This is a genomic window from Micromonospora sp. CNZ322, assembly GCF_007827755.1.
In genome coordinates this window covers 465,359-491,038 of sequence record NZ_VITD01000002.1, presented here as the reverse complement: position 1 = coordinate 491,038, position 25,680 = coordinate 465,359, and the positions used below count along the sequence as shown (strand labels likewise).

At 71.1% G+C, this 25,680-nt stretch carries 26 protein-coding genes; 17 read left to right on the top strand and 9 right to left on the bottom strand.

Annotated features, from left to right (window positions below; genetic code table 11):
- The first annotated feature begins 139 nt into the window (after positions 1 to 139).
- Positions 140 to 1,642, top strand: coding sequence for a hypothetical protein (locus tag FB453_RS07345; protein WP_145788552.1), 1,503 nt, complete (start codon positions 140 to 142; stop codon positions 1,640 to 1,642).
- A gap of 165 nt (positions 1,643 to 1,807) precedes the next feature.
- Here the strand turns inward: FB453_RS07345 and FB453_RS07340 are convergent, their stop codons facing one another.
- Together FB453_RS07340 and FB453_RS07335 are read right to left on the bottom strand one after the other, a co-directional pair.
- A complete protein-coding gene (locus FB453_RS07340) occupies positions 1,808 to 2,767 on the bottom strand; it encodes a TIGR03557 family F420-dependent LLM class oxidoreductase (RefSeq protein ID WP_112734519.1) in 960 nt (319 codons plus the stop codon).
- 278 nt (positions 2,768 to 3,045) lie between these two features.
- Positions 3,046 to 3,252 carry a hypothetical protein gene (locus tag FB453_RS07335; protein ID WP_007460667.1) on the bottom strand — a complete coding sequence of 69 codons (207 nt, stop codon included), beginning with the start codon at positions 3,250 to 3,252 and terminating at the stop codon, positions 3,046 to 3,048.
- Between the two features lie 253 nt (positions 3,253 to 3,505).
- On the opposite strand from FB453_RS07335, the gene FB453_RS07330 reads away from it, so the two are divergent.
- Both FB453_RS07330 and FB453_RS07325 read left to right on the top strand, forming a co-directional pair.
- Positions 3,506 to 4,333 carry a hypothetical protein gene (locus FB453_RS07330; RefSeq protein WP_145788550.1) on the top strand — a complete coding sequence of 276 codons (828 nt, stop codon included), beginning with the start codon at positions 3,506 to 3,508 and terminating at the stop codon, positions 4,331 to 4,333.
- Positions 4,330 to 5,088, top strand: a complete 759-nt coding sequence (locus FB453_RS07325; RefSeq protein WP_145788549.1) for an aspartate racemase/maleate isomerase family protein — start codon at positions 4,330 to 4,332, stop codon at positions 5,086 to 5,088. The genes FB453_RS07330 and FB453_RS07325 overlap by 4 nt, the downstream gene beginning before the upstream one ends.
- A 14-nt stretch (positions 5,089 to 5,102) precedes the next feature.
- On the opposite strand, the gene FB453_RS07320 is transcribed toward FB453_RS07325, so the two are convergent.
- From FB453_RS07320 to FB453_RS07310, 3 genes are all read right to left on the bottom strand, one after another.
- Complete coding sequence (locus tag FB453_RS07320) at positions 5,103 to 6,260, bottom strand: low temperature requirement protein A (RefSeq protein ID WP_486480192.1); 1,158 nt, start codon at positions 6,258 to 6,260, stop codon at positions 5,103 to 5,105.
- Positions 6,261 to 6,440: 180 nt separating this feature from the next.
- The gene (locus FB453_RS07315; RefSeq protein ID WP_145788544.1) at positions 6,441 to 7,397 is read right to left on the bottom strand and encodes a 5'-3' exonuclease; all 957 of its coding nucleotides are present in this window, start codon (positions 7,395 to 7,397) and stop codon (positions 6,441 to 6,443) included.
- A gap of 58 nt (positions 7,398 to 7,455) precedes the next feature.
- Positions 7,456 to 7,683 carry a hypothetical protein gene (locus FB453_RS07310; RefSeq protein WP_145788542.1) on the bottom strand — a complete coding sequence of 76 codons (228 nt, stop codon included), beginning with the start codon at positions 7,681 to 7,683 and terminating at the stop codon, positions 7,456 to 7,458.
- 166 nt (positions 7,684 to 7,849) lie between these two features.
- Here FB453_RS07310 and FB453_RS07305 point away from each other — a divergent pair, with 166 nt between their 5' ends.
- Complete coding sequence (locus FB453_RS07305; RefSeq protein ID WP_145788539.1) at positions 7,850 to 8,737, top strand: winged helix-turn-helix transcriptional regulator; 888 nt, start codon at positions 7,850 to 7,852, stop codon at positions 8,735 to 8,737.
- 62 nt (positions 8,738 to 8,799) lie between these two features.
- On the opposite strand, the gene FB453_RS07300 is transcribed toward FB453_RS07305, so the two are convergent.
- Positions 8,800 to 10,167, bottom strand: a complete 1,368-nt coding sequence (locus FB453_RS07300; RefSeq protein WP_145788537.1) for a glycosyl hydrolase family 18 protein — start codon at positions 10,165 to 10,167, stop codon at positions 8,800 to 8,802.
- Positions 10,168 to 10,370: 203 nt separating this feature from the next.
- On the opposite strand from FB453_RS07300, the gene FB453_RS07295 reads away from it, so the two are divergent.
- The 3 genes from FB453_RS07295 (at position 10,371) to FB453_RS07285 (ending at position 13,236) form a co-directional block, all read left to right on the top strand.
- On the top strand, positions 10,371 to 11,486 hold the full coding sequence (locus tag FB453_RS07295) for a M24 family metallopeptidase (RefSeq protein WP_145788536.1): 1,116 nt from the start codon (positions 10,371 to 10,373) through the stop codon (positions 11,484 to 11,486).
- A complete protein-coding gene (locus FB453_RS07290) occupies positions 11,483 to 12,625 on the top strand; it encodes an acyl-CoA dehydrogenase family protein (protein WP_145788533.1) in 1,143 nt (380 codons plus the stop codon). Before FB453_RS07295 ends, FB453_RS07290 begins: the two co-directional genes overlap by 4 nt.
- Before the next feature lie 104 nt (positions 12,626 to 12,729).
- Positions 12,730 to 13,236: an Lrp/AsnC family transcriptional regulator gene (locus tag FB453_RS07285; protein WP_091398289.1), complete on the top strand. Its 507-nt coding sequence runs from the start codon at positions 12,730 to 12,732 to the stop codon at positions 13,234 to 13,236.
- Here the strand turns inward: FB453_RS07285 and FB453_RS07280 are convergent.
- Positions 13,166 to 13,777 carry a histidine phosphatase family protein gene (locus FB453_RS07280; protein WP_145788530.1) on the bottom strand — a complete coding sequence of 204 codons (612 nt, stop codon included), beginning with the start codon at positions 13,775 to 13,777 and terminating at the stop codon, positions 13,166 to 13,168. The two genes, FB453_RS07285 and FB453_RS07280, sit on opposite strands and share 71 nt — an antisense overlap.
- 157 nt (positions 13,778 to 13,934) lie before the next feature.
- Between FB453_RS07280 and FB453_RS07275 the strand changes: the two genes are divergently transcribed.
- On the top strand, positions 13,935 to 14,129 hold the full coding sequence (locus FB453_RS07275) for a CsbD family protein (RefSeq protein WP_112588007.1): 195 nt from the start codon (positions 13,935 to 13,937) through the stop codon (positions 14,127 to 14,129).
- 643 nt (positions 14,130 to 14,772) lie between these two features.
- On the top strand, positions 14,773 to 15,435 hold the full coding sequence (locus tag FB453_RS07270) for a polysaccharide deacetylase family protein (RefSeq protein WP_145788528.1): 663 nt from the start codon (positions 14,773 to 14,775) through the stop codon (positions 15,433 to 15,435).
- 3 nt (positions 15,436 to 15,438) lie between these two features.
- Here FB453_RS07270 and FB453_RS07265 read toward each other — a convergent pair whose 3' ends face one another.
- Complete coding sequence (locus FB453_RS07265; RefSeq protein ID WP_145788526.1) at positions 15,439 to 16,383, bottom strand: NADP-dependent oxidoreductase; 945 nt, start codon at positions 16,381 to 16,383, stop codon at positions 15,439 to 15,441.
- A 112-nt stretch (positions 16,384 to 16,495) separates the two neighbouring features.
- On the opposite strand from FB453_RS07265, the gene FB453_RS07260 reads away from it, so the two are divergent.
- From FB453_RS07260 to FB453_RS07250, 3 genes are read left to right on the top strand one after another with little or no spacing between them, the layout of a single operon-like run.
- Positions 16,496 to 17,044 carry a TetR/AcrR family transcriptional regulator gene (locus FB453_RS07260; RefSeq protein ID WP_145788524.1) on the top strand — a complete coding sequence of 183 codons (549 nt, stop codon included), beginning with the start codon at positions 16,496 to 16,498 and terminating at the stop codon, positions 17,042 to 17,044.
- 47 nt (positions 17,045 to 17,091) lie between these two features.
- The gene (locus FB453_RS07255) at positions 17,092 to 17,655 is read left to right on the top strand and encodes an RNA polymerase sigma factor (protein ID WP_091398272.1); all 564 of its coding nucleotides are present in this window, start codon (positions 17,092 to 17,094) and stop codon (positions 17,653 to 17,655) included.
- On the top strand, positions 17,655 to 18,713 hold the full coding sequence (locus tag FB453_RS07250) for a hypothetical protein (protein WP_145788522.1): 1,059 nt from the start codon (positions 17,655 to 17,657) through the stop codon (positions 18,711 to 18,713). Before FB453_RS07255 ends, FB453_RS07250 begins: the two co-directional genes overlap by 1 nt.
- 58 nt (positions 18,714 to 18,771) lie before the next feature.
- Here the strand turns inward: FB453_RS07250 and FB453_RS07245 are convergent, their stop codons facing one another.
- Complete coding sequence (locus FB453_RS07245) at positions 18,772 to 20,178, bottom strand: lysine 2,3-aminomutase (RefSeq protein ID WP_145788520.1); 1,407 nt, start codon at positions 20,176 to 20,178, stop codon at positions 18,772 to 18,774.
- 141 nt (positions 20,179 to 20,319) lie between these two features.
- Here FB453_RS07245 and kdd point away from each other — a divergent pair, with 141 nt between their 5' ends.
- From kdd to kal, 5 genes are read left to right on the top strand one after another with little or no spacing between them, the layout of a single operon-like run.
- Positions 20,320 to 21,381 (top strand): L-erythro-3,5-diaminohexanoate dehydrogenase, encoded by a 1,062-nt coding sequence (gene kdd / locus FB453_RS07240; protein WP_145788517.1) that lies wholly within the window; start codon positions 20,320 to 20,322, stop codon positions 21,379 to 21,381.
- Positions 21,382 to 21,385: 4 nt separating this feature from the next.
- On the top strand, positions 21,386 to 22,951 hold the full coding sequence (locus FB453_RS07235; RefSeq protein WP_145788516.1) for an amidohydrolase: 1,566 nt from the start codon (positions 21,386 to 21,388) through the stop codon (positions 22,949 to 22,951).
- Positions 22,948 to 24,507: a lysine 5,6-aminomutase subunit alpha gene (gene kamD / locus FB453_RS07230; protein ID WP_145788514.1), complete on the top strand. Its 1,560-nt coding sequence runs from the start codon at positions 22,948 to 22,950 to the stop codon at positions 24,505 to 24,507. Before FB453_RS07235 ends, kamD begins: the two co-directional genes overlap by 4 nt.
- Positions 24,504 to 25,259 carry a lysine 5,6-aminomutase subunit beta gene (kamE, locus tag FB453_RS07225; protein ID WP_112587992.1) on the top strand — a complete coding sequence of 252 codons (756 nt, stop codon included), beginning with the start codon at positions 24,504 to 24,506 and terminating at the stop codon, positions 25,257 to 25,259. Before kamD ends, kamE begins: the two co-directional genes overlap by 4 nt.
- Positions 25,256 to 25,663, top strand: coding sequence for a 3-aminobutyryl-CoA ammonia lyase (kal, locus tag FB453_RS07220; protein WP_145788513.1), 408 nt, complete (start codon positions 25,256 to 25,258; stop codon positions 25,661 to 25,663). The genes kamE and kal overlap by 4 nt, the downstream gene beginning before the upstream one ends.
- Positions 25,664 to 25,680: the final 17 nt, after the last annotated feature.

Below are 25,680 nucleotides of genomic sequence, written 5' to 3'. Positions count from 1 at the left end.
AGGGCACTATTCACGTTCACACCTTCCTGTCCATATTGCGGACCTATCGTGACGTTTGGTAGCCGGCGAACACGTCGAGCCCCCCGCGCCCGAATCGGCGCGCGGCCACGTCACGTACGCAGGAAGGTAGGCACCGTTGATGTCCACGTACCGAGAGGGAGACCGCGCGAACCGACCCAGACGGCGCTCCCGATGGTTCTTAGCCAGCGGCTTGCTGGCGGGGAGCCTCGTCGTGGGAGCGGCCGGAGCGGCCGCCGCCGCCGACCGCGCCCTCACCCTCCCCGGTCTGGCCCGGCTGACCCCGGCAGCCGACGACGACCGCCGCGACGGCGATCGGCGGGGTCCGCAGCCCGGCCAGGACGACGCGGAGCGGGCCCGCCCTACCACCCCGGGCACCGGCAAGCGGGGCGTGGTGTCGGTGCCGTGCGACGCCGCGAAGCTGGTGGCGGCGCTGGTCACTGCCAACGCCGAGGGCGGCGGCGAACTTCGGCTCGCGCCCAAGTGCCGTTACACCCTCACCGAGGCGTTCCACGAGACCGACCAGTACGACGGCGGGATCCGTGACGCCCGGGAGGCCGCCGACGCCGCGGAGACACCCGGCGACGCCGAGGCGCCGCCGCACAACCCGGCCGACGACACCGCTGGCCTGCCGGTGATCTACCAGCCGATCACGATCGACGGCGCGGGCGCCACCATCGCCCGGGCCGCCCAGGCCGCCTCGTTCCGCTTCTTCACCGTCCGCGACGGCGGCGAGCTGACCCTTCGCGACGTGGAACTGCACAACGGCCGCTCGGCCATCGAGGGCGGCAGCGTGCACGTGGTGCACGGCGCCACCGCCGTGGTCGAACGGGTCACCGTCACGCAGAGCACCTCGCTGTCGCCCGAGGGGGGCGGCGGCGGCATCTTCAACGACGGCAACATGGTGGTCACCGACTCCACGTTCGTCGGCAACAGCGCCTCCGGCGCCGCGGGCAAGGGCGGGGGCCTGCTCAACGGCGGCGTGCTGACGCTGAAGCGCTCGGAGTTCCACCGCAACAGCGCCAACGCCTACGGCGGCGGGCTGGGCAACTACCGTGGTGCCGCCGACGTGGAGAGCGTCTCCTTCACCCAGAACAGCGCCGCCCAGGGTGGCGGGCTGGCCAGCTTCTCGGCCCGGACGAAGGTCTCCGACACCGAGCTGCTGAACAACACCGCGCAGGTCGGCGGCGGTGCCGCCAACTCCGACGCGGTGCTGGTTATGCGCACGATGACCATCCGCGGCAACACGTCCACAGTCAACGGCGGCGGCGTCTCGACAGTGAAGGGCCTGACGCCGATCGACGACAGTGTGATCGACGGCAACACCACCCACGGCCTCGGAGCAGGCATCTACGCCGAGAAGGCGAACCTGCTGGTTCGCGGCAGCGACGTGACCCGTAACGAGGCTGTCGGCGCCGCGTCCCAGGGCGGCGGCATCTACGCCAGCGCGGGCTCGGTTGCCATCTACACCAGCAAGGTCACCCACAACGCGTCGACGGTGAAGCCCGGCGGCATCTTCGGCATGCACGCCCAAGTCAAGATCGACGATGAGAGCGTGGTGGTCGAGAACGAGCCGACCAACTGCGAGGGCAGCCAGGTGCCGATCGCACACTGCTTCCGCTGAGCGTCGACCCGCGCACCATCCCGAGCATATTCATCCTGAGTGCACCGCCCGCCCGGACGATCGTCCGGGCGGGCGGTGCTCCGTCGTCACGTGACACCCTCGGCCCCGCGCCGACCGCCGATCCCGGTGGCCACCGACGCTGCCGACCTGCTCCTCAGCACGGCGTCAACCCATGGCGCGCAGCCGGCCGGAGAGGTCGCCGGCGAAGAAGTCGAGGAAGCCGTCCGGGTCGGGGCCGGCGTTCTGCAGGACGATGTGGTCGAAGCCGGCCTCGACGTACGACCGGACCTTGGCGACGTGCGGTTCCGGGTCCGGGCCGATGGCGAAGAGCTGCCGGATGTGCTTCTCCTCGACGTACGCGCTGGCCGCGTCGAAGTTGACCGGGTTCGGCAGTTCGCTCATCACCTTCCAGCCGGTGACCATCCACCGGCTCGTCTGCAACACCGCCTGAACCGCCTGTTGCTCGTCGGTGGCCCAGGCCAGTGGCACCTCGGCGTAGCGCGGGCCCGCACCCTGGGCGCGGCGGTAGTGCTCGACGATCGACGCGTCCGGCTCAGTGGCGAACAGGCCGTCGCCCAACTCGGCGGCGAGCCGCGCCGACGCTTCACCGCTGGCCGCCACCGCGATCACGGGCAGGGTGTCCGGCAGGTCGAAGATCCGGGCGTCCTCCAGTTGCAGGTGCCGGCCCTCGTACGACTGGTAGCCGCCCTGCCAGAGCAGCCGGATGATCTCGAGCGCCTCGCGTAGTCGCTCGTGTCGCCCCCGCACGCTGGGGAAGCCCTGGCCGACCACGTGCTCGTTGAGCCGCTCTCCGGCGCCCACCCCGAGGGTGAACCGGCCGTCGGAGATCAGTGCCATGGTCGCTGCGGCCTGCGCGATGATCGCCGGGTGGTAACGGACGGTCGGGCAGGTGACCCCGGTGGCCAGGCGCAGGGTGGTGGTCTTGGCCGCGATGGCGCCGAGCACGCTCCAGGTGAAGGACGAGTGCCCCTGAGCGTCCAGCCACGGATGGAAGTGGTCGCTCATCTCGACGAAGTCGAAGCCGGCCCGCTCGGCCAGGACGGCCTGCCGGATGATCTCCTGCGGGCCGTACCCCTCCGAGGCCAGCTTGTAGCCGATCTGCATGCCCACACTCCCGATCCCGTTCGCTGACTGAGGCATCGGCGGTTCCCGGCCTCGGCGCGGACAAACGCCGCCGAGCCGCAAACCAGCCTCCTAGGACGCCTTAGGCGGTGTGCCGCCCACGACGGCAGACGGCAGCAGGTCCTCATCAGGACGGAGCTGCCGGCGCGGTGGAGGACGGTCGAGGTGTGTTTCTGAGGCTCACTGGCGGTGCCGCGGACACAGAACGGAACCGGCCCGTACCCCCACTGCGGGGGCACGGGCCGGGGTACGTCTGTCGTCTACTTGGAAGGCTCGGGCAGCTTGCAGTCGACCTTCGGGTTGGCGCCGATGTAGTTCAACGGCCCGGCCACGATGGTGACCAGGATGGTGCCGGCCTCGGCGCAGTTGGTGTCGTCGCCGCTGTAATAACCGCGCTGGCCACCGGCGATGGCGCCGATCACCAACCAGATCACGACGATGACTCCGAGAATCGAGGTGCCGCGCATCGCTGCCTCCTGGGGGTATGTGGTGGATCTGAGGTGCAGCCGTTGTACCCAATCGGGTCGCGCGCCTAACGGTTGCGTGCTACGACCCCCGCCGGATCCCCCATCCGGCCGATGCCGTCCGCCGTTGTGTACCGCCCAGGCATCCGCCGCCCGCACCGGGTAGCGCCTGTCGGCTATCGGATCGGCGACCGACCTCGCCGTCATCCGGGTGAGTGGACGTAGAACTGCCTCACGGCCCCGCCGAGGAGGACTCATGGACGCCCCGACACCGCCCCTGTATATCGACCGCCCCGAGGACGTCGCGGTCGCGGCCCGCGCGCTTGCCGGCGGCGCGATCGTCGCGGCGGCGTTCGCCAACTTCTACGTCATCGTGACGCGTCCCGACGCGGCGACCGTAGGCCGGGTCAACCTGGCCAAGGGCCGACCGGCACACCAGGTTGGCAGCATCACCACCGCGATCGGCCGGATTCCCGGGATGTTCGACTGGACGCGGATCTCGCCGCGGTTGCCGGTCGGTCGGGTGCGGGCGCTGATGGACGCCCTCTACGGGGCCGGGCCCTTCGGCTTCCGCGGGCCCGCGGCGGATCGGCTCCCCGAGCATCTCACCCAGATCGACCAGGGGATGCGGACCACCCAGGTGATCGCGCCGGGGCTGACCTGCCCGTCCAACGCCTTCTTCGAGCGGGCGCTCACCGAGACCGGAACGGATCACCTCTACATCACCTCGGCGAACCGCTCCCGGCATCTCACCGGCGCGGCGGAGGAACCGGCGCACTGGAAGGCGGGCGCCCTCGCCGCCGACTTCGCCCACCTCGACGATCTGGTGATGCTGGTCCACCGGGACGAGGCCGCGGCCCGCGCCGCGTACCCGGGCTACCTCACCACCTCGGTCACCCTGCTCTCGTTCCACGCGCCGGAGGGTGACCTCGAAGAACCGCCGGTGCTCACCGTGGACCGGCACGGATCGCTGCACCTGGACGACGTCCGCCGCGCCGCCGCGCCGCTCGGCCTGCAGGTGCGCCTGGCCGGAGGGGCCCGGGATCGATTGCAGGTCCGGGGGTACGCCGGGGCACTGGTGTGAGCGGCTACCGCATCGGCCTGGTGGTGCCCAGTTCCAACACCACAATGGAAACCGAGATCCCGGAGATGCTGCGCCGACGTGAGGTCGTCGATCCGACGGTCCGCTTCACCACCCACGCCAGCCGGGTACGGCTGCGTCAGGTGACCGCCGACGAGTTGGCCCGGATGAACCGCTCCGCCCTGCGGTGTGCCGCCGAGCTGGCCGACGCCCGCTGCGACGTGCTCGCGTACGCCTGTCTGGTGGCGGTGATGTGCGAGGGCGCCGGCGCGCACGAGCGGGCCGAGCGGCGGTTGGGCCGCGCGGCCGGTCGCGCCGGGCACGACATGCCGGTGGTGACCAGTGCCGGCGCGCTGGTCGCCGGGCTGCGGGCGCTGGGTGCCCGCCGGGTGGCCCTGATCGCGCCGTACCTGCCGCCGCTGACCGCGACCGTCGCGGCCTACCTCGCCGCTTACGGCGTACAGGTGACCGACGCGGTGAGCCTCTGCGAGCCGGACAACGTGGCGGTCGGGCGCATCCCCGCGGCGCGGCTGGTCGAGCTGGCCGATCGGCTGGACGTGACCGACGTGGACGCGGTGGTCCTCTCCGCCTGCGTTCAGCTGCCGTCGTTGGCGGCCGTGCCGCAGGTGGAGGCCAGTCTCGGCCGCCCGGTGCTCACCGCTGCGACGGCGACCGTGCATCAACTGCTCACCGGTCTGGGTGTCGAGCCGTACGTGCCCGACGCCGGCCGGCTGCTGGCCGGCCCGATTCCGCGGTGAATGGCGGGTTTGGTTCAGTGCGGCGGTGACGGGGCCTCCGGCGGCTTGCCGTGGCTACGCCGGAAGTCCGCGTAGGCAACGCCGACCAGCACCAGCAGCCCACCGAGGGAGGCGAACACCGGCGGCAGGTACAGCAGGCCGGGGGCGATGGTCAGCAGCGCCAGCACCCCGCCGGGTCGGGACCACGACACCCGGCTGAACACCTCGTACTCGAACGAGGCCCGGCCGGCCAGGAACAGCGCCGGACCGCCGAGGATCACCGCCAGCCAGGCCGGCGGGATCCGTCCGGTCGGCTCGTGCAGCACCAGGTGGAAGCCGGCCGCCGTGGTGACCACGCCGGAAATCATCAACAGATGGGTGTACGGCGCGCTGAACAGGAACTTGCTGGGCGACTCGGCGGCCTGGATGGCGGTCGGCAGCAGCTCGCCGGACTTGTGCACGTAGATCCGCCAGAGCAGCAGCGTGGTCAGGAACGCCACAGCGAAGGCCCCGATGTTCTCGGCCTCGTTGTGCTCCATGCTGAACATGGTGCCGATCGTCAGGATCGCGTCGCCGAGCGCGATGATGAAGAACTGCTGGTAGCGCTCGGAGAGATGCTCCGCGGTGACGTTGCGCTGCTTCTCGGGCACCACCCCGAGCCCCGGCACCGGGTACGCGAGCCGGAAGCCGAGGTAGTCGATGGCGAGCGCGATGGCCCAGCACACGATCCGGGCGTCCCCGCTGACGAATGCGCCGATGAGCCACGGGATCGCCGACACCGTGAACCAGACGAAGATGCGGGCCGCCCGACGCTGGGTCTGCGGTTCGCGGCGCACCGCCGGCATCAGGAACAGTCCACGCCCCAGGTGGATCGCCACGTAGGTGCCGGCGAAGACGAGCCCTCGATCGTTGAACGCCTCCGGGATCGCCGTGGTCATCAGCAACGCGCCGAACATCACGGCACTGATCAGCAGCTTGATCTCGGTGCGTTCCGGGTTGTACAGGTCGGTGACCAGAGTGGTGATCGCCCAGGTCCACCAGACGGCGGCCAGCATGATCAGTGCCTCGGCGGCCCGGTGCCAGTCGAGTTGGTCGACCATTCCCCGCGAGATGAGGGCCAGTGCGACCACGTACACCAGGTCGAAGAAGAGTTCGAGGAGGGTGACCCGGCGCGGGCCCTCCGGGTCGCGCACCGGGGGACCGCTGGCCCGTGGCGATCCGGGTTCCGGCGCGGCGAGGTGCACGGGATACTCCTGCGGACCGCTCGACTCGATGGGCCTGTCCGGTCCACCTCTACGGACGGTAACGAGCGGGCGAGCCCGGGATCCCGCGTTCGCCCGCTCGTCCCTCAACCGGGTTGTGTCGGGTGGTTGTTACCCCGCTTGTGGGGATGTCGACGGCTTCCCGTTGCCACGGGGGGCGGCGAGGGCGTCGACCAGGCGGCGGGCCGAGCCGGCCAGGTTCCATCGTTGGGCGAGCTCGAGCAGCCGGTCCGGGTCGGCCGGCGCGCTCGGCAGCGCGGTGGGCAGCTCCGGCAGGGGCACGTCCAGGGCGACCCGGACCACCGTCGGTGCCACGCCCAGGTAGTCGCGCGCCGCGACCAGCTTGGCGCGCAGACCCGGTGCGAAGGACGAGTCGGAGTCGTCGAGCGCGGCCAGGATGCCGGCGATGCTGCCGTACCGCTCGATGAGCCGTGCGGCGGTCTTGTCGCCGACGCCGGCCACCCCGGGCAACCCGTCACTCGGGTCGCCGCGCAGTGCGGCGAAGTCGGCGTACCGGTCGGCGGGCACGCCGTAGCGGGCCCGTACGGCGGCGTCGTCGCAGTCGTCGAGCTTGGCGACGCCGCGCCCGACGTAGAGCAGTCGGACCGGTCGGGCGTCGTCGACGAGTTGGAACAGGTCGCGGTCGCCGGAGACCACCTCGACCGGGCCGGGCTGGGTCACCGAGAGGGTGCCGAGCACGTCGTCCGCCTCGTAGCCGGTCGCGCCGACCGCTGTGATGCCCACCGCGGTCAGCACCTCCAGGATCATCGGCACCTGCGGGGAGAGGGTGTCCGGAACGATCTCGCCGCCCTGCGGGGCGACCCGGTGCGCCTTGTACGACGGCAGCAGGTCGACCCGCCACGCCGGGCGCCAGTCGTAGTCCAGTGCGCAGATCATCCGGTCGGCGCCCCGCACCCGGATCAGGGTGGCGAGCATGTCGAGGAAGCCGCGCACCGCGTTGACCGGGGTGCCGTCCTCGGCCTTGGCGGCGGACTCCGGTATGCCGAAGTAGGCCCGGAAGTAGAGGCTGGCTGCGTCGATCAGCAGGATCGGGGGTCGGTGTGCCACGCCGGACAGCCTGGCACAGCCGTCCGACGATCTGGCGTACGCCCGGCCGCTGGTGGTGTCAGCGTCGCTCGTCGGGCCGGTAGAGGGTCTCCCGTCGGGCCAGGCGCTGCACGACGTAGCTGGTCACCAGCAGCAGGATCGCGACCACCACCTCGACCCAGGCCGCGACGCCGTCGGCGACGGTGACGCCGATGACCAGCAGGACCAGGCCGACGAGTGCGAGGACCCCGGCCCACAGTTGGCGGCGACGGCGGGTCGCCGCCCTGCTCGCCTGGTTCGCTGCCACGTCGATCCTCCCGGTCGGGGAGTCCGGGCGGCTCCCCGATTCCAGGCTATGGCTACCGGTGGCGTTCGATCAGGGAAACCGACGCGCGGACCGCTGCCGGTCGTCGATGCAGAGCGTTCCAATCCGGAACGGACTATAGTCGGGACGGGACCAATGGAGGTAGCCGGTGCGGCGAGAGGATCTTGCTGATGCGGACTGCGGCATCGCGCAGGCGCTCGGCGTACTGGGGGACTGGTGGACGTTCCTCATCGTGCGGGACGTCGCCGGCGGGACGACCCGCTTCGACGCGCTCCAACGCGAGCTGGGCGTCAGCCGGCGGGCGCTGACCGAGCGCCTCGGCGCCCTGGTCGAGCACGGTGTGCTGGAGCGCAGACCGTATTCGCGACACCCACCGCGGTACGACTATCTGCTCACAGCGAGGGGTGAGGGGCTGTTGCCGGTGCTGATCGCGCTGCAGGACTGGGGAACGAGGCACCTGATGGGCGACGGTGACGTGACCGCGACGGCCGACGCCGGCTCGGCCGAGGCGCGCCGCGCGCACGACCTGGTCGGCCGACGGTTGCCCGAGGTCGTCCTGCCCGCCGCCGACGGGCAACCGGTGGCGGTGGCCGCGACCGCCGCGTGGACGGTCCTCTACCTGTTTCCCGGGGCGTACGCGCCGGGGACGCACGGCTATCCGCCCGGTTGGGCGGAGATTCCCGGCGCCCGGGGGTGCACCCTGGAGTCGACCACGTACGCCAAGCGTCATCCGGACTTCGTGACCGCCGGGGTCCGGGTGTACGGCATCAGCACGCAGCGGCCCGACCAACTCGCCGACTTCGCCGCGTACGCCGAACTGCCGTTTCCGCTGCTGTCGGACGAGGACGGCCGACTGGGGGCGGGGCTGCTGCTGCCGGTGTTCCGCGCGGGCGGGGTGACCCGGTTCAAGCGGCTGACCCTGCTGGTCGACCCGACGGCGGTGGTGCGGGCCGTGCAGTTCCCGGTCACCGACCCGGCCGCCTCGGTGCAGGAGATGCTCACAGTGGTCGGTGAGCATGCCGGGGCCCCCGGCTGACGCCTTCGCGTCGACCGGGGGCACTACGAGCCAGCTGGTCCGGGGAACCTGTGGGCGCTGCGTCAGGCCGGGAGCGTCCAGCGCTGGTTGGCGCCGGCGAAGCAGTCCCAGATCTGCAACCGGGTGCCGTCGGCGGAGCTGTTGTCGCTGGCGTCGAGGCACTTGTTCGACTGCGGGTTGCGCAGCGTGCCGTTGGACTGTGCCTGCCAGACCTGCGCGCCGCTGCCGTTGCAGTCCCAGAGTTGGACCTTCGCGCCGTTGGCGGTGGAGCCGCTGGTGATGTCGGCGCACTTGCCGAGGGCGCGCAGCGTGCTGTCGCTGGCCACGGTCCAGGTCTGCGCGTTGGTGCCGTTGCAGCTCCAGAGCTGGATGGCGGCGCCGTTGGCGGTGCTCGCCGAGGCCACGTCGACGCACTTGCCGGCGATCCCGGTGATCTGACCGGTGCGACCGGTCGGCGGCGGGGTGGTGCCGCCCATGATGGTGTCGTACATGGCGCTGAGCAGCGAGGTCGAGCCGCTGGTGTCCTGCGACAGTTCCCAGTTCATCACGCCGCCGGCGTTGGCCAGCGCCCACTGCGTCTTGCGCTTGACGGTCGGAATGCCGTTCCAGCACTGCTGGCTGCCGCCGATGGTGGCGCAGTCCCGGTTGGCGTTCGCCGGGTCGAGTCCGACCAGGTACGAGTAGTTGTAGTAGACGGGGCGGCTGTAGAACGGGATGCCGAGGAGGGCCTTGCTGGCCGGCAGGCCGCGGGCCTTCCACAGGTTGATGCTGTTGATCGACCAGTCGTAGTTGGCGTGTGGGCTGCCGCCGTCGTACGCCATGATGTTGAGCCAGTCGACCTGGTTGAACACGGCCGTCTGGACGCCTTGGACGCTGCCGCCCTCGCTGACCACGGCGGCGGTGAGCAGCTTGCCGCGACTGTGCAGGGCGCTGCTGAGCTGCGTCATGAGCGCCGTGTAGTTGTTGGCCGAGGCGCCCGCGTCGGGGTACTCCCAGTCCATGTCGACGCCGTCGAGGTTGTACTGGTTGACGAAGTTGACCAGGTTGTTGACGAAGTTGGTGCGGCTGGTGGCGTTGGCGGCGAGCGTCTCGAAGGCCGAGTCGTTGCCGTCGTTCCAGCCGCCGACGGCGATGGAGACCTTGACGTTGTTGGCGTGCCCCTGCGAGACCAGCGAGGAGAGCCGGGCCCCGTCCACCCCTTGCAGGGTGCCGTTGCTGTTGGGCAGGACGAAGGCGTAGTTGATGTGGGTGAGCTTGTTGTACTGGATGGTGTTGATGTTGCCGGCCCAGGAGGGCATGTAGCCGACGCTCTTGAAGTTGTTCGGCAGCACGACGGCCTGCGCGGGGGCGCTGGTGACGGTGAGGGTGGCGCCGGCCGTGGCCAGCGCGAGCAGGCCGGCGGCGAGGGCGCGGCGCAGTGGTGAGGACATCGGGGGCCTTCCCGTGGGCGGGGGACGACACCCGCCCGCGCAGGGTTGTCGCGGGCGGGGGTGCGGGCGGACGCAGGGACGGGTGGGCCTCGAGGCAGCCAAATCTTAAAGAGTGTTAACTGTCCGCGTCAATCAACGTCGATGGATTTTCCGACGATCGGTGTCGATATGGGGTTTGCCCAAACGACCGTTAAGCTGACGGGGTGGGAATCGACGAGCTGTATCCACCGGACCGGTTGATCGCTGCGCAGCGCGCGACGGCCGCAGCCGGCTTGGACGCCCTGCTGCTCACGCCCGGCTCCGACCTGCGGTATCTGACCGGGTACGACGCCCACGCGGGGGAGCGGCTGACCTGCCTGGTGCTGCCCGCCGAGGGTGAGCCGACCCTCGTCGTGCCCCGGCTCGAACGCCCGGCCGCCGAGGCGTCCCCCGCGCCGGCGACCGGAGTGCGCATCGTCGACCACGTCGACGGCACAGACCCGTACCCCCTGGTCGTCGCCGCCCTCGACGGCCCGGTCGCGGCGGTCGGGCTCGCCGACCGGATGTGGGCCGAGCAGGTCCTCGGCCTGCGCGCGGCGCTGCCCGACGCCGCGCAACGGCTCGCCGGGGAGGTGCTGCGCGAGTTGCGGATCCGCAAGTCCCCGGCAGAGGTCGCGGCGCTCGCCGAGGCCGGCGCGGCGATCGACGAGGTGCACCTGCGGATGGGCGAGTGGCTGCGCCCCGGTCGCACCGAGGCCGAGGTCGCCACCGACATCGCCGCGGCGATCCGCGCCGTCGGGCACGTCACAGTCGACTTCGTCATCGTGGCGGCCGGGCCCAACGGAGCCAGTCCGCACCACGGCACCTCGGACCGGCCGATCGGCGTCGGCGAGCCGGTGGTGGTCGACATCGGCGGCACGATGGCGTCGGGCTACCGCTCGGACTGCACCCGCACCTACCTGGCGGGCGGGTCGGCGCCGGCCGACTTCCTGGACTACTACACGGTGCTGTGCGACGCCCAGCGCGCCGCCGTCGCGGCGGTGCGGCCCGGGATCACCGGCGCGGCGGCCGACGACACCGCCCGGGCGCCGATCGCCGCCGCCGGCTACGGTGCCGCGTTCCTGCACCGCACCGGCCATGGCATCGGTCTGGACGGGCACGAGGAGCCGTACCTGGTGGCCGGCAACGACCGACCCCTCGAGGCCGGCATGGCGTTCTCCATCGAACCGGGCATCTACCTGTCGGGCCGGCACGGCGCCCGCATCGAGGACATCGTCGTCTGCACAACGGACGGCGTGCAACGGCTCAACACCACCCCCACGGAGCTCATCGCGCTATGACTGTCGACCGGATCCTCCCCACCGACGAGGCCCACGACCTGCTGGGTCTCGCCACCGAGCTCGCCGACGGCGAGCTCGCGCCGAAGGCCGCCGCCTTCGAGGAACGCGCCGAGTTCCCCCGTGAGGTGCTGCGCACGCTGGGCCGCGCCGGCCTGCTCGGCCTGCCCTACCCCGAGGAGTACGGCGGCGCGGCGCAGCCGTACGAGGTGTACCTGCAGGTGCTGGAGATCCTGGCCAGCCGCTGGCTCGCGGTCGCCGAGGCGGTCAGCGTGCACACCCTGTCCTGCTACCCGGTGGCGGCGTTCGGCAGCGACGAGCAGCGCAAGCTGCTGCCGGACATGCTCGGTGGCGAGTTGCTGGGCGCGTACTGCCTCTCCGAGCCGCAGGGTGGCTCGGACGCGGCGGCGCTGACCACCCGGGCGGATCGCGACGGCGACGCGTACGTGGTCTCCGGCACCAAGGCATGGATCACCCACGCCCGCACTGCCGACTTCTACAACGTCTTCTGCCGCACCGGGGGGCCCGGCCCGAAGGGGATCTCCTGCCTGCTCGCCGACGCGGGCACGACCGGCATCACCCCGCAGGCAGCCGAGCGGACGATGGGGCTGCGCGCCTCCCCGGTGGCGCAGATCGCCTTCGACGAGGCGCGGGTGCCGGCCGACCGGTTGATCGGCGGCGAGGGGATGGGCTTCACCATCGCGATGTCCGCGCTGGACTCCGGCCGGCTGGGCATCGCGGCGTGCGCGGTCGGGCTGGCCCAGGCCGCCCTGGACTACGCGGTCTCCTACGCCCGGGAGCGCCAGCAGTTCGGGCGCTCCATCATCGACTTCCAGGGGCTGGGGTTCCTCCTCGCCGACGCGGCCACCCAGATCTCCGCCGCCCGCGCGCTGACCCTTGCGGCGGCCCGGCTGCGCGACGCCGGACGCCCGTACTCGATCGAGGCGGCCAAGGCGAAGCTGTTCGCCACCGACATGGCGATGCGGGTGACCACCGACGCGGTGCAGGTGCTCGGCGGCGCGGGTTACGTGGCCGACCACCCGGTGGAGCGGTACATGCGTGAGGCGAAGGTGTTGCAGATCGTGGAGGGCACCAACCAGATCCAGCGGATGGTGATCTCCCGGGCTCTGGCCAAGGGCTGACGACGGTACGTGGTGGGGCTGCGGTGGGTGCGTGGAGGCCCACCGCGGTCCGCCACTCGGGTACCTCGTCGCCGTGCGACGGTTTTCCCGGTAGGTTGCACGCCGTGGAGGAGATCGACCGCGCTATCGTCGCCGCGCTGACCGCCGACGGCCGTCTGTCGTACACCGACCTGGCCGAGCGGGTGGGGCTGTCGGTGTCCGCCGTGCACCAGCGGGTCCGTCGGCTGGAGCAGCGCGGGGTGATCAAGGGGTACGCCGCCCGGGTGTCGTTCGAGGCGCTGGACCTGCCGCTCACCGCTTTCGTGGCGATCCGGCCGTTCGACCCGTCGCAGCCGGACGACGCTCCGGAGCGGTTGGCCCACCTGCCGGAGATCGACTCCTGCTATTCGGTGGCGGGGGAGGACTTCTACCTGCTGCTGGTGCGGGTGGCCAGCCCCACGGACCTGGAGCGGGTGCTCCAGGAGATCCGCACCTCGGCGAACGTCACGACCCGGACGACGGTGGTGTTGTCCACGCCGTACGAGAACCGGCCGCCGAAGATCAGCTCTGCGGCACCGAGTCGGTCGCGGTCCCGGGCGCCGGAGGAGCCGGCTGGTTCCACCGCAGGATGACCTGCCGGCCGTGTTCGTGACCGAGCGCGCTGACCGTGGCGGTCTCCAGGCGTAGCCGCCCGCCGGCGGACGGGGGCAGACCGATCCAGCGGGCACCGAGCACCCGCAGGCTGTGCGCGTGCCCGACCAGCGCGACGGTGCCTCGGTCGAGCAGCGGGGTGACGCGGGCCAGCACCCGGTCGAGCCGTTCGCCCACCTGCGCGGGGGACTCCCCGCCGGGGCAGCCGTCGGTCCAGATGTTCCAGTGCGGATCGTCGTCGTGGATGTCGACGGTGGTGCGGCCCTCGTACTCGCCGTAGTTCCACTCGCTGAGGTCCTCGTCGACGCCGTCGACGGTGAGCCCGGCGAGCTGCGCGGTGCGCAGCGCCCGGGAGCGGGGGCTGCTCAGCACGGTGACGAAGCGCCGGCCGGCCAGGAACGCGGCCAGGGTGCGGGCCTGTCGCTCGCCGTCGGGGGTCAGCTCCAGGTCGGTGTACGAGGTGTGCCGCAGGCTGGCGCTCCAGGTGGTCTCGCCGTGCCGGATCAGCAGGAGCTCTCCCATGCGGTCAGTTAACCATCGTGCGGCGTGGCCGACAGGCGACCCTCCCACTACCTATCTTCCTAGGATGCCTTAGCGGGTGTGCCGACCGGCACCACCGGTTTCGGCACCCGGAGACCGGGCAAGCGAGCCGGGACAACCGCCAGACCGAGGAGGCGCGATGAGCTTCACCGAGAAGGCAAAGAACAAGGTTGAGCAGATGGCCGGCGCCGCGAGGGAGCGCGTCGGCGACATGACCGACAACGAGCGGATGCGTGGCGAGGGCGCCAGCCAGGAGAGCGACGCGCGCGCCAAGCAGGCCGGTCAAAACGTCAAGGACGCTGGTCGCAACGTGAAGGACTCCTTCACGAAGTGACCTGAGCGGTCCACGGGTCCCCGGGCGCACCGTCGCCCGGGGACCCGTCGTGCTGCATTAGCTGGTGCTTGGCCCTTTTCCTGCTCGGCGTGGCGGTCACCATGTACGCCCCGCACGGCCCTGCGTGACCAACCTGCGGTGGCGGCCTCGGCACCCTCTCGGGCGGGAGAACCCTTGGTGAGCCATATACCTGGGAGTCATATTTATGGGTCTGAGGTATATCGCTTACCGGAGCGGCACCGCCCCGACGCTCGACGGGCGCAACCCGCATTGCCAGGGGCCACTGCCTGCTCGGGATGACGTGGACGAGGTGCGTTCGCCGGCGTTCGAGACGGTGCGCGCGGGACAGTGAGGCGCTTTCGCGTCTGCGATGATCTGCGGCGTGATCCGACCCCGCCTTCGCCCATTGTGGTGTGGCGTACTGGTTGCGGCGGCCGTTGTCGGCAGTGTCGCGTGCACGGCGTCCCGGGTGCCACCGCCGGAGGGGCCGGTCTTCGTCGGCTCGTCCGCCTCTGCGGCCGCGCCGCCGGCCAGCACATCGCAGGCCGTTCCGACGCCAACGGCTCCCGTCACCCCACAGAGTGTCCCGACGCCGACGGTTCCGGCTGTTCCGGGGGCGACGCGGGTGGGGAGCAGGGCGCCGGTGGTGGATCACGGGCCGCGCACCGGCGCCACTGTCGCGCTGACCTTCGACGCGGACATGACGGACGGGATGTTGGCCAGCCTGCGGGCCGGGCGGGTGAAGTCGTACGCGAACCTGCGCATCCTCGACCTGCTGGAGCGGGAGCAGGTGCCCGCGACGTTCTTCCTGACCGGCAAGTGGGTCAAGCGGTATCCGGACGTGACCCGGCGGATCGCCGGCAATCCGCGCTTCGAGTTGGCCAACCACACCTACGGGCACGCGGCGTTCACCGCCGACTGTTACGACCTGCCCCGGCTGCCTGTCGACGAGCTGGCCGGCGATGTGGCGAAGACGTTCGAGGTGATCGCGCCGTACGGCGGTCGGCAGACCCGGTACTTCCGGTTTCCCGGGTTGTGCCACGACGCGGCGGCGTTGGACGCGTTGGCGCCGCTGGGTGTGACGGTGGTCGACGGGGACGTGGTCAGCGGCGACCCGTTCGCGACGGCGTGGAAGCCGTTGGTGCGGGCGGTGTTGGACCACGTTCGCCCCGGGTCGGTGGTGATCATGCATGTGACCGAGGCGAACGCGGCGATGACGGATGAGGCGTTGCCACACATCCTGGCCGGGTTGCGGGAGCGAGGGCTGGTGCCCGCGCCGTTGTCCGAGGTGCTGGCCGAGGGCTGAGGCTCAGCCCTCCTGCACGTCGTCGACGGTCAGGACGATCTTTCCGCGGCGGGATCCGTGCTCGGCCGTCTGGTGCGCGTCGGCCGCCTTCTCAAGCGGGAAGGTGGCTTCGATGGGCACCCTGAACCGGCCCTCGGTGAACAGTTCGGCTGCGGCGGGCAGGCCGTGGCGGCCGTCGGGTTCGCCGGCCAGTTGCCCCATGGACAGTCGGACGCCGTGGGTGGGGGCGGTGAAGTCGGCCAGGGTGAGCACCGCTGTCGGGTTGCCGGTGAGGTGGAGCAGTTCGGGCAGGGACCCGGCGCCGGCGACGTCGAGGGCGCGGTCGATCCGGGTCACGCCGAGGGCGTCGAGGCGGCCTGTGAGGTCGGGGCCGTAGGTGACCGGTGTCGTCCCGAGTTGGCGGAGGAGGTCGTGGTTGTCGGCGCGGGCGGTGCCGATGACGTGGACGCCGCGGGCGGCTGCGAGTTGGACGGCGATGCTGCCGACGCCACCGGCGGCGCCGTCGACGAGGAGCGTCATGCCGGGCCGTAGGTCCAGCAGGTCGAGGGCCCGGGTGGCGGTCTCGATGCTGGTGCCCGCCGCGCCCGCCTGGGCCCACGGCATGGCTGTGGGCTTGTGCGCCCAGAGCTGTAGTACCGCGAACTGTGCGCTCGCGCCGCCGAGTCTGGCCAGCTCGACGATGCCGAAGACATGGTCGCCGAGGGTGACTCCGTCGACGTCGTCGCCGATCTCGTCGACGATGCCGGCGGCGTCGACGCCGGGGATGTGTGGCAACGGCAGTTGGGCGCTCATCGGGGTGCGGCCGGAGCGGAGGCCGACGTCGACGGGGGAGACGCCGGCGGCCTGGACGCGGATGCGGATCTGGCCGGCCCGGGGCTGTGGCGCGTCGGTGCTGCCGAGGTGGAGTACCTCGGGACCGCCGAACCGGTCGTACTGCACGGCGAACATCAGTGGCTTCTCTTCCTGGTTGACGGGGTGGTAGTCGTACCGTAGGCCGGAAACGGAGCAGGCGTTCCGCTGTGGGGTCAAGTGAGAGGGTGGTCGGTCGGGGATGTCTCAGATGCAGCGTGCCGATGCCCGGTTCAACCGTGATCGGGTGGTGGCGGCGGCACGGGAGGCGTTCGCGTCGGCGGGGCTCGAGGTGCCCATGCGGGAGGTGGCGCGACGGGCGGGGGTGGGTGTGGCGACCCTGTACCGGCACTTTCCGACGCGTACGGAGTTGGTGGCGGCGGTCCTGGCCGAGCGGGTGGAGGACTGCGGTGTGCAGGTGCGCCGGGCGCTCGATGACCCGGACCCGTGGCGGGCGCTGTCGGGGGTGGTGCGCGAGTTCGCCGAGCGGCAGATCCATGATCGGGCGCTGAATGAGGCGTTGTTGGGGCCGGGTGAGGTGAGTGCGGCGTTTCAGCGGGAGCGGCGGGAGCACGCGCAGGCGTTGAACGTGCTGGTCGGGCGGGCCCGGGCGGCGGGTGTGCTGCGCGACGGCGTCGACGCGGACGACGTGCGGGCCGGTCTGTTGGCCATCGCGTCGCTTCGACGGTTGCCGGCAGCGACGAGCGCCCGGGTGATCGGTCGGGTCGCCGATCTGGTGCTCGCCGGTATCCGCGCCTGACCGGTGCGGGCTGTCACGGTTGTCGTCGCACCGGACATGGACTGGACGTGAGCTCAGGGACAGAGCATGACGAGGACCGCTTCCGGCGGGTCTACGCCGAGGACTTCGAGTCGTTGTTGGCGTACGCGTTGCGTCGTGTCGCGCATCCGGAGGATGCGGCCGATGTCGTCGCCGAGACCTTCCTGGTGGCGTGGCGTCGCCGGCAGGACATTCCGGTCGGCGGTGAGGCTCGGCTGTGGCTGTACGGGGTGGCCCGGCGGGTGTTGGCCAACCAGCACCGCGGTGGCGTTCGCCGGCAACGCCTCGGTGAGCGGTTACGACAGCAGCTCGTCGTTTCGGTCGCCGATCCGGGGAGTGAGGTGCCGGAGCGGCTTGCCGTTCGGGCGGCGTTGGCGGGCCTGGCCGAGGTGGACCGGGAGGTGCTGATGCTCACCGTGTGGGAGGGTCTGCGGCCGCACGAGGTGGCCGCGGTACTGGGGGCGACTCCTGCCGCGGTGCGGACCCGGCTGTCGCGGGCACGGGCGAGGTTGCGGGGGCTCGTCGGTGACGACCCGGGGCCGCCCGGACATGTGCTCGACGTGCTGACCGCATCCACCGGGAAGGAGGACTGATGAGCGTCGAGGAGCAGTTTGACCGGCTGGTTCGGGATGCCGACCCGGGTCGGCTCGGTGTGCTGGGAGACATCGGCGGGGTGAAACAGGACCTGCTGGAGGAAATCCTGTCCGAGTCGAAGCTCGATCGTGTCATCGAGATGCCGCAGCGGCGGTTGCGGGTGCGTGGTTTCGCCGGCGTCGTCGCGGCGGCAGCCGTCCTCGTCAGTGTCGTGCCCGTGTCCATCGTGGTGCGTGGCCAGTCCGAGGGCCGAGGGGTCTCGCCGATAGCCACTGTCGGTCCGGGTGTGGTCTTTTCGCCGTTGGTGATGGCGGCGGCGGAGCGGAACCCGCGGCTGCTGATCGATCGGTCTGGCTGGAAGGTGACTGATCTGTCGGGGTTCACCGAGGAGCTGGGCATGATCCGTTTTCGCCGGGGTGGGCAAGAGTTGGAGATGAACTGGTATCCGGCGTCCGGTTATGCGGGTCGTTATGCCGATCGACTCCAGGTGAATCGGCCGAAGTCGGTGCGGGTCGATGGCTGGCCGGGTGACCTGTTCGAGTATTCCGGCAGTGATTTTGCGGTGCTGACGCGTCCCCGCGAGGACGTGTTCGTGGAGATGAGGACCTCCGGGGACTGGTCGCGTAAGGAATTCGCTCGGGTTCTCGCGGACATCGTCCGGGTGGACGCGCGGACCTGGTTGGCCGTTCTTCCTGCGGAGATGGTCATGCCGGTGCGGGAGCGGGCGGCGAAGGTGCTCGCCGACGTGCCGCTGCCGCCCGGGTTCGACGTCACGGCGCTGGAGGACATTGGCGTGAGTGACTCGTACCATTTCGGTGTGGGTGTGACGTCCCGGGTCGGTTGCGGGTGGATCGCTGAGTGGCAGCGCGCGAGGGCGAGCGGGGATGAGGCCGGGGTGCGGCGGGCCGCCGAGGCGCTGCGGAGCAGCCACGGGTGGCGGGTGTTGCGGGACATGAACAAGGCCGGCGACTGGCCGGAGGTGTTCTGGGAGTACGCCGACGAGATCGCGGCCGGGACGTTGCGGGCCAGCTATTCGCAGGGTCTGGGCTGCGCCTGACCACGGAGTGCGCGACACCCCCGGGAGTGGTCTCCCCGGGGGTGTCGTCGTCGGTGGGTCAGTCGTTGCGGTGGTCGTTCCACCACTGCTGGCCGTTGGCGGGCAGGGTGTCGATCGGGTCGTAGTAGGCGTAGCGCTTGTTGAGCGCCTCCAGGTCGGCCGATTCGATGGAGGTGCGGTAGTTCTTCGTCCAGTAGGAGATGCCGCGCTCACGGTCGTAATCGGTGAGCATGTGCACCCAGCGCTTACCGACGAAGGGGACGTCGCAGACGATGCGGGGGGTGGCGTAGCCGGGAAGGTAGCCCATGATGTCGTGCTGGAGTTGCTGGGCGTGCCAGACCGGGACCCGCCAGTGTTCGGCGTTGGGGATCATGTCGCACATGTAGAAGTAGTACGGCAGGATCCCGGCTTCGCCCTGGAGGGCGAAGCAGAGGTCGAGCAGTTCCGGGGTGGTGGCGTTGACGCCGCGCATGAGGACGCCCTGGTTGCGGACGTCGCGGACGCCGACGTCGAGGGCGGTCTGGGCGGCCTTGGCGACCAGTGGGGTGAGCGACTGGGCGTGGTTGACGTGGGTGTGGATGGCGAGGTTCACGCCGCGGCGGGCGGCGGTGCGGGCCACCCGCTCCAGGCCCTCGACGACGTCGGGCTGCAGCCAGTGTTGGGGCAGGCCCATGAGGGCCTTGGTGGCGAGCCGGATGTCGCGGACCGTCTCCAGTTCCAGCAGGCGCATGAGGTACGACTCAAGGTTGCGCCAGGGGACGTTGGCCACGTCGCCGCCGGAGACGACCACGTCGCGGACGCCGGGGTGGGCCTTGAGGTAGGCGATGTGGGCGTCGTAGCGGTCGACGGGCTTGAGGGTGAGCTTGAGTTTGTCGACGGCGGGGGTGGAGTTGCCGACGAGGTCCATGCGGGTGCAGTGCCCGCAGTACTGGGGGCAGGTGGAGAGCAGCTCGGCGAGGACCTTGGTGGGGTAGCGGTGGGTGAGCCCTTCCGCGACCCACATGTCGTGCTCGTGGAGGCTGTCGCGGCTGGCGTAGGGGTGTGAGGGCCAGTCGGTGCGTCGGTCGGAGGCGACCGGGATCATGTAGCGGCGGATGGGGTCGGCGAGCAGCGCCTCGGTGGTGAGGGTCGCGAACGGCACCATCGTGTTGATCATTTGTGGAGGCACCAGCATGGACATGGTGGCCATGGCCAACTGGTCGGCCTCGAGGTCGGCGTAGAAGGTTTCGTCGATCAGGTCACCGAAGACGGCGCGCAGCTGCTTGATGTTCTTGACGCAGTTGACGCGCTGCCACTGGGCGGATTCCCACTGGTCGCGGGTGACGTGGCGCCAGCCGGGGAAACGGGTCCAGTCGGGTTCGACCAGGGGGCGGCGGTGGTATTCGTAGGGCTGCCCGGCGGTCGGTACGGCGACCGGGGCGTGACGGGGTTGAGGGATGGTCTCAACCGGTTGGGTCTGGGTCACGGCCCCTCCTCGGTGTTGCGGCTGATCATCGAAGCCCGAAGGCTACTGGAAAATATTCGGTACAGAAACTAGTCTGCCGTAAGTTTTCCCGTTACGCGAGCCTTGACCGGGGCTTCGAACGGCTGGCAGGGGGAGGTTGGCGTGACGTCACCGGTGGGACTGCACCGCGTCGTGCAACCGGCGGGGGTGCTGCCGCAGGCGGCCTGGCGCCTGGACACGTCGGCGGCGATCGCACCGAACGAGGTGCGGATCCGGGTGCAGCGACTCAACCTGGACGCGGCGAGCTTCCGGCAGTTGTCGGAGAAGCACGGCGGGGACGGTGACGCGGTCCGCGCCGAGGTGCTGGAGATCATCTCCACGCGGGGGAAGATGCAGAACCCGGTGACCGGGTCGGGCGGGATGCTGATCGGCACGGTCGAGGAGGCCGGTCGGCGGTCCCCGCTGGGGCTCAGGGCGGGGGAGCGGGTCGCCACCCTGGTGTCGTTGACGTTGACGCCCCTGGTGATCACCGATGGGTTGGCCCGCTGGGACGGGCGCAGCGAGCAGGTGCCCTGTGACGGGTGGGCGATCCTGTTCGCGCGTTCCATCGCCGCGGTGCTGCCCGACGACGAGGACCCCCAGTTGTCCCTCGCCGTGCTGGACGTGTGCGGGGCGCCCGCGCTGACGGCCCGGGTGGTGTCGCGCTACGTCGAGGATCGTCGGCGTACCGGTGATCCGACGCCGGTGCGGGTCGCGGTGATCGGTGGGGCGGGTAAGAGCGGGTCGCTGTCTCTCGCGGCGGCGCGACGGGCGGGCGCCGCGCGTACCGTCGGGGTGGTGCCGGTGGCGGCGGAGCGCGACGCGCTGACGGCCGCCGGTCTGGCGTCGGTGGTGGCGTTGGCCGACGCGCGCGACCCGGTGGGGTTGTCCACGGCGGTGACCACCGCGCTGGGGGTGCCGGCGGACGTGACGGTGGTCTGCGTGGACGTGCCGGGGTGTGAGCACGGGGCGGTGCTGGCCACCGCGGACGGCGGCACGGTGATCTTCTTCTCGATGGCGACGAGCTTCTCCGCTGCCGCGCTGGGCGCGGAGGGGTTGGCGGCGGACGTGACGATGCTGGTGGGCAACGGGTACGTGCCGGGGCACGCGGAGTTGGCGCTGGGGCTGCTGCGGGCCGAGCCGGGGGTGCGTCAGCTGTTCGCGGCGCGGGTCGCGGCAGACTGAGGTCATGACGAACCCCTCGACGTTGTATCGCGGCGGCGTGCTGCACTGCCCCGCCGACCCGAGCGCCACCGCGCTGCTGGTGTCCGGTGGGCGGATTGCCTGGTTGGGGACCGACGGTGACGCGCCGCCGGCCGACCGGGTGGTGGACCTGGGCGGGGCGTTGGTGACGCCTGCGTTCGTCGACGCGCACGTGCACGCCACCGACACCGGGTTGGCGTTGTCCGGTTTGGCGTTGTCCGGGGTGCGCTCGGCGGGGCAACTGCTCGACGCGGTGGCGGGGTTCGCGGCGGGTCTGCCGGCGGACGCGGTGGTGCTGGGGCACGGCTGGGACGAGTCGGGTTGGTCGGATCCGACGTTGCCGGACGCCGCGGCGCTGGACCGGGCGGCCGGTGGTCGGCGGGTGTACCTGTCGCAGGCGTCGATCCATTCGGCGTTGGTGTCGTCGGCGTTGCTGGCGGCGTGCCCGCAGGCGGCGCAGGCGACCGGGTACGACGCGTCGGGCTGGTTGCGGCGCGACGCGCACCACGTGGTGCGGGCGGCCGCGCAGGCGTCGGTGAGTCGAGCCCAGCGGGTCGCTGCGCAGCGGGTGGCCCTGACCCACGCGGCGTCGTTGGGGATCGCGGCGGTGCACGAGTGTGGCGGCCCGGAGATCTCCGACGAGGAGGACTTCACCGGTCTGCTGGGCATCTCCGGCGCGGGGTTGCCGGAGGTGTACGGGTACTGGGGTGAGTTGGGTGGCGCGGCGCGGGCCCGGGAGTTGGGCGCGGTCGGCGCCGGTGGGGACCTGTTCGCCGACGGGGCGTTGGGTTCGCGCACGGCGCACGTGTCGCAGCCGTACGGCGACGGTGACGGCTGCGGGCACGGGTACCTGTCGGTCGAGCAGGTGCGCGATCACCTGTTGGACTGCGCGGCGCACGGCATGCAGGGCGGTTTCCACGCCATCGGTGACGCGGCCATCGGGACGGTCCTCGACGGGTTCGCGGCGGCGGCGCGGACGGTGGGGGTGGAGCGGTTGCGCGCGGCCCGGCACCGCATCGAACACGCGGAGATCATGAGCAAGGCGTTGATCGCGCGGTTCGTGGAGTACGGGGTGGTGGCGAGCATGCAGCCGGCGTTCGACCGGTTGTGGGGTGGCGCGGGCCGGATGTACGAGACGCGGTTGGGGTTGGACCGGTCGTTGGAGTCGAACCCGATGGGTGCGATGCACTCGGTGGGGGTGGCGTTGGCGTTCGGGTCGGATTCGCCGGTGACGCCGCTGGACCCGTGGGGGTCGGTGCGGGCGGCGGTGGCGCACCACAACCCGGCGCAGCGGATGAGTGTGCGTTCGGCGTTCGCGGCGCACACCCGGGGCGGGTGGCGGGCGGTGCACCTGGACGTCGAGGGGGTCCTGGCGTTGGGTGCGCCGGCGACGTTCGCGGTGTGGTCGACGTCGGCGGGGGTGGAGCGGGGTCTGCCGGTGTTGCAGGCCGAGGACCCGGAGGCGCGGGGTCCAGACGACCCGACGCCGCTGCCGGTGTGTCGGCGTCTGGTGCTGCGCGGTGAGGTCATCTATGAGGAAGGGTCATCATGACCGGGAAGCTTGATCTTGATCCGGTGCTGGTGGCGCGGGCGCGGGAGTTGGCGCGTCGGGCCGGGCAGCCGGTGGTGGACCTGGCGCGCAGCCACACCACGGTGTCGGTGGAGCGGGCGGTGCTGCGGTTGGCCGGGGTGACCGGCGCCGACCCGGACGGCATTCCGTGGGTGAACCGGCTCGTCGACGCGGTCGCCGCGGACGTGGGGTTGGGTCACGGGGTGGCGGTGCCGGTGTTCGACGCCCTGGTGCGTGAGGGCAGCACCGACGTGACGTTGCTGGCGCAGAAGGCCGCGGCCGGGTCGGTGCGGTTCACTCAGCCCACCGGGCGGGGGGCCACGGCGGCCCGGTCGGCGGCGCGCAAGGCCGTCGGCGCGGGCATTCGGCGCATCGACCGGCGGCGCGCCGAGCGGGACCGGCTGGTGAAGCGCCACGGCGACCCGGCGCAGCGGCCGTGGATCTACCTGATCGTCGCCACCGGCGACATCTACGAGGACATTCCGCAGGCGCAGGCGGCGGCGCGCGCGGGCGCGGACGTGATCGCGGTGATCCGCTCCACCGGGCAGTCGTTGCTGGACTACGTGCCCGAGGGCGCGACCCGGGAGGGCTTCGCCGGCACGTACGCCACCCAGGAGAACTTCCGGTTGATGCGCGCGGCGTTGGACGAGTCGTCGAAGGAGGTGGGCCGCTACGTGCGGTTGACCAACTACGCCTCCGGGCTGTGCATGCCGGAGATGGCGACACTGGCCGGGCTGGAACGCCTCGACATGATGTTGAACGACTCGATGTACGGGATCCTGTTCCGCGACATCAACCCGGTGCGCACGTTCGTCGACCAGCGGTTCTCCCGGCAGGTGCACGCCCGCGCCGGGATCATCATCAACACCGGTGAGGACAACTACCTGACCACCGCCGACGCGGTCGACGAGGCGCACACGGTGACGGTGTCGCAGCTGCTCAACGAGTTCTTCGCGCACGAGGCGGGGTTGGCGGACTGGCAGTTGGGGTTGGGGCACGCGTTCGAGATCAACCCGGAGGTGCCGGAGTCGTTCCGGTTGGAGTTGGCGCACGCGTTGCTGGCCCGGGAGTTGTTCCCCGACGCGCCGTTGAAGTGGATGCCGCCGACGAAGCACATGACCGGTGACGTGTTCCGGGGCAACCTGCTCGACGGGTTCTTCAACCTGGCCGGCGCGCTGACCGGTCAGGGCATCCTGCTGGTGGGGATGATGACCGAGGCGGTGGTGACGCCGTGGTTGTCCGACCGGGACATCGCCCTGCAGAACGTGCGTTACGTCCTCGGCGCGGCCGGTGGGCTGCACGAGGACTTCGTGCCGGCGCCGGGCGGGTTCATCCGCCGCCGCGCCAACCAGGTCCTCGGTGAGGCACTGGACCTGCTGGAGCGCATCGGGGAACAGACGCTGCTCACGGCGATCGCCGAGGGCACCTTCGGGATCATGAAGCGGCCCGCGGACCGCGGCAAGGGCCTGTCCGGGGTCGCCGCGCACGAGGCCGACTACTGCAACCCGGCCACCGACATCCTGGAGGCGACCGCGTGAGCGGGGAGAAGCAGATCGTGCGCCCGTACGGGGACACCACCGGTGACGGCATGGTGCAGGTGTCGTTCACCCTGCCGGTGGCCCACGACAAGCGCGCCGAGGGCGCGGCGGTGCAGTTGGCCAACAAGATGGGCATCGACCCGGCGATGGTGGTGCACGCCAAGCCGATGGGCGACGGGTTCACGTTCTTCGTCGTCTACGGACGGGTCAACCACCTGGTCGACCTGGGCGCCGTGCAGGTGGTGGAACGGGACTTCGCGCTGCTGTCGGCGAAGGACGTCAACACGGTGATCAAGCAGCGGTTGCGACGCAAGCTGTCAGTGGTCGGGGCGTGCATCGGCACCGACGCGCACACAGTGGGCATCGACGCGATCCTCAACGTCAAGGGCATCGCGGGGGAGAAGGGCCTGGAGTACTACCGGGAGTTGAAGGTCACCAACATGGGCGCGCAGGTCAGCGTGCCGGAGCTGGTGGAGACCGCCCGGGCGGAGAAGGCCGACGCGGTGCTCGTGTCGCAGGTGGTCACCCAACGCGACGCGCACCTGCACAACACCCGGGAGATGTCCGCCGCGTTCCGGGAGGCGATGCCGGCGGGACGGCGGCCGCTGCTGATCGTCGGTGGGCCCCGCTTCGACGAGACGATGACCGACGAGTTGGGCGTGGACCGGATCTTCGGTCGGGGCACCACGCCCGGCGAGGTGGCCAGCTACCTCGTGCACGCCCTGATCACGCAACGGAAGGCGATGGCATGACCGACGCACGGCTCGGGTTGACGGTGACGCACCGGCGGTATGTGCCGTACTCGCACTCCCACTACGCCGGCAACCTCGTCGACGGGGCGTACGCGCTCGGGTTGTTCGGCGACGTCGCCACGGAGGTGTGCATCCGCACCGACGGCGACGAGGGCCTGTTCGCTGGGTACGCCGACGTGCGCTTCCACGCGCCCGTCCACGCCGGGGACGTGGTCGAGGTCACCGCGCGGGTGGCGCGGGTGGGTACCCGCAGCCGCACCCTGGAGTTGAGCTGCGCGGTGGTGTGCCGGGGTCGCCCGGACCGCTCCGCGTCCGCCGCCGAGGTCCTCGACCCGCCGATCGTGGCGGTCACCGCGACCGGCACCGTGGTCGTCCCCGCCGCCAGCGTGAGTCGCGAGGAGTGAGCCGGGGTTGCGAGCCC

Coding starts and splice junctions, on each gene's coding strand:
- FB453_RS07250 (WP_145788522.1), top strand. CDS start 17,655: ATGAGCGTCGAGGAGCAGTTTGACCGGCTGGTTCGGGATGCCGACCCG.
- FB453_RS07330 (WP_145788550.1), top strand. CDS start 3,506: ATGGACGCCCCGACACCGCCCCTGTATATCGACCGCCCCGAGGACGTC.
- FB453_RS07345 (WP_145788552.1), top strand. CDS start 140: ATGTCCACGTACCGAGAGGGAGACCGCGCGAACCGACCCAGACGGCGC.
- FB453_RS07260 (WP_145788524.1), top strand. CDS start 16,496: ATGCAGCGTGCCGATGCCCGGTTCAACCGTGATCGGGTGGTGGCGGCG.
- FB453_RS07280 (WP_145788530.1), bottom strand. CDS start 13,777: ATGGGAGAGCTCCTGCTGATCCGGCACGGCGAGACCACCTGGAGCGCC.
- kal (WP_145788513.1), top strand. CDS start 25,256: ATGACCGACGCACGGCTCGGGTTGACGGTGACGCACCGGCGGTATGTG.
- FB453_RS07300 (WP_145788537.1), bottom strand. CDS start 10,167: ATGTCCTCACCACTGCGCCGCGCCCTCGCCGCCGGCCTGCTCGCGCTG.
- FB453_RS07340 (WP_112734519.1), bottom strand. CDS start 2,767: ATGCAGATCGGCTACAAGCTGGCCTCGGAGGGGTACGGCCCGCAGGAG.
- FB453_RS07265 (WP_145788526.1), bottom strand. CDS start 16,383: ATGTTCGCCGTGCAGTACGACCGGTTCGGCGGTCCCGAGGTACTCCAC.
- FB453_RS07290 (WP_145788533.1), top strand. CDS start 11,483: ATGACTGTCGACCGGATCCTCCCCACCGACGAGGCCCACGACCTGCTG.
- kamD (WP_145788514.1), top strand. CDS start 22,948: ATGACCGGGAAGCTTGATCTTGATCCGGTGCTGGTGGCGCGGGCGCGG.
- FB453_RS07235 (WP_145788516.1), top strand. CDS start 21,386: ATGACGAACCCCTCGACGTTGTATCGCGGCGGCGTGCTGCACTGCCCC.
- FB453_RS07335 (WP_007460667.1), bottom strand. CDS start 3,252: ATGCGCGGCACCTCGATTCTCGGAGTCATCGTCGTGATCTGGTTGGTG.
- FB453_RS07275 (WP_112588007.1), top strand. CDS start 13,935: ATGAGCTTCACCGAGAAGGCAAAGAACAAGGTTGAGCAGATGGCCGGC.